Here is a 1,411-nt window from a genome sequence, read left to right on the forward strand (position 1 = left end):
GCCGGTGACCAGCACCGTGCCGCGCGGCGTCCACGAGTTGCCTTCCGCGCCATCCTGCGAGGCTCGTACGAGCCTGCGGCCGAAGGTCCCGGCCGGGCGCACCGCGACCTGGTCCTCGTCACCAAGGCCCGCCAACGCGGAGGTGAGACGGGCGGCGGCCCGTTCGTCCAGGACTTCCGGCACGTCGACCAGACCGCCCCAACGGCCCGGCAACTCCATCGCGGCAACCCTGCCGAGCCCCCATATGGCGGCCTGGTCAGCGCTGGCCAACCGGTCGGAGCGTCCCACGCACACCGCGCCCCGCGTCACGCACCACAGCGGTGCGTCGATGGCGGCATCGTCGAGTGCCTGCGTCAGCAACGCGGTCGCCACGACGGCCGTCCGCTCGTCCAGGGCGAGCAGTGACAGCACACCGTTTGCCGGTTCGGTTTCGGTGAGGCGCGTTGCCAGTTCGGAGCGGGTGATGTGGGTGGGGTCGACGGTGAGGTGTTGGACCTCGACTCCCTTCGCGGACAGGGATCGGGTGATGGTGGTGACCAGTTCGTCATCGGCCTTGGCGGTCGGGACGACAAGCAGCCAGGTACCGGTCAGTGCCTGCGTGGGACGGTCGGTCACCGGCTTCCACGTCACCCGGTAGCGCCAGCCGTCCACCGCCGACCGCTCACGCTGCTGCCGACGCCACGCCGACAACGCGGGCAGTACGGCTTCCAGCGCGCTGTCTTCTCCGGCTTCCACGTCGAGCGTGGCGGCCAGAGACTCCAGGTCCTCGCGTTCCACGGCCTCCCAGAAGCGGGCGTCGACGGTGTCGGCGGCGGGCGCGGCGGCCTGGGCCGTGGGGCTCTCCAGCCAGTAGCGCTGACGCTGGAAGGCATACGTGGGCAGGTCCACCCGGCGGGCGCCGGAGCCGGTGAAGTACGACTTCCAGTCGACCGGGACACCGTTGACGTGCGCCTGAGCCAGTGCGGTGGTCACCGTTTCCGGCTCGGGGCGATCCCGCCGCAGCACGGGCACGAAGATCGCGGCCTGCGACGTGACACAGTCCTGGGCCATCGCCGACAGCACGCCGTCCGGGCCGAGTTCGACGTAGGTGGTGACGTTCTGGTCTTCCAGGACGCGGATCCCGTCGAGGAAGCGGACGGCCTGGCGCACGTGGCGGACCCAGTACTCGGCGGTGCCGATCTCCTCTGCGGTGACCAGCGTGCCGGTAAGGGTGGAGACGATGGGGATACGGGGGGTCTCGTAGGTGAGGCCCGCGGCCACCTCGCGGAAGGCGTCCAGCATCCCGTCCATGTGCGGGGAGTGGAACGCGTGGCTGACGGTCAGCCGCTTGGTCTTACGACCCTGCTCCTCAAAGCCAGCCGCGATCTCCAGGGCCGCAGTCTCATCACCGGCGATGACGATCGATGTCGGC

Annotated in this window: 1 protein-coding gene; it reads right to left on the bottom strand. The window is 70.2% G+C overall.

Going from position 1 to position 1,411, the window contains the following annotated elements:
• A partial coding sequence (locus O5O46_RS34940; RefSeq protein WP_269859713.1) for an acyltransferase domain-containing protein occupies window positions 1-1,411 on the bottom strand: 1,411 nt, incomplete at both ends.

This window comes from Streptomyces sp. RPT161 (genome assembly GCF_027533845.1).
Lineage (GTDB): Bacteria > Actinomycetota > Actinomycetes > Streptomycetales > Streptomycetaceae > Streptantibioticus_A > Streptantibioticus_A silvisoli_A.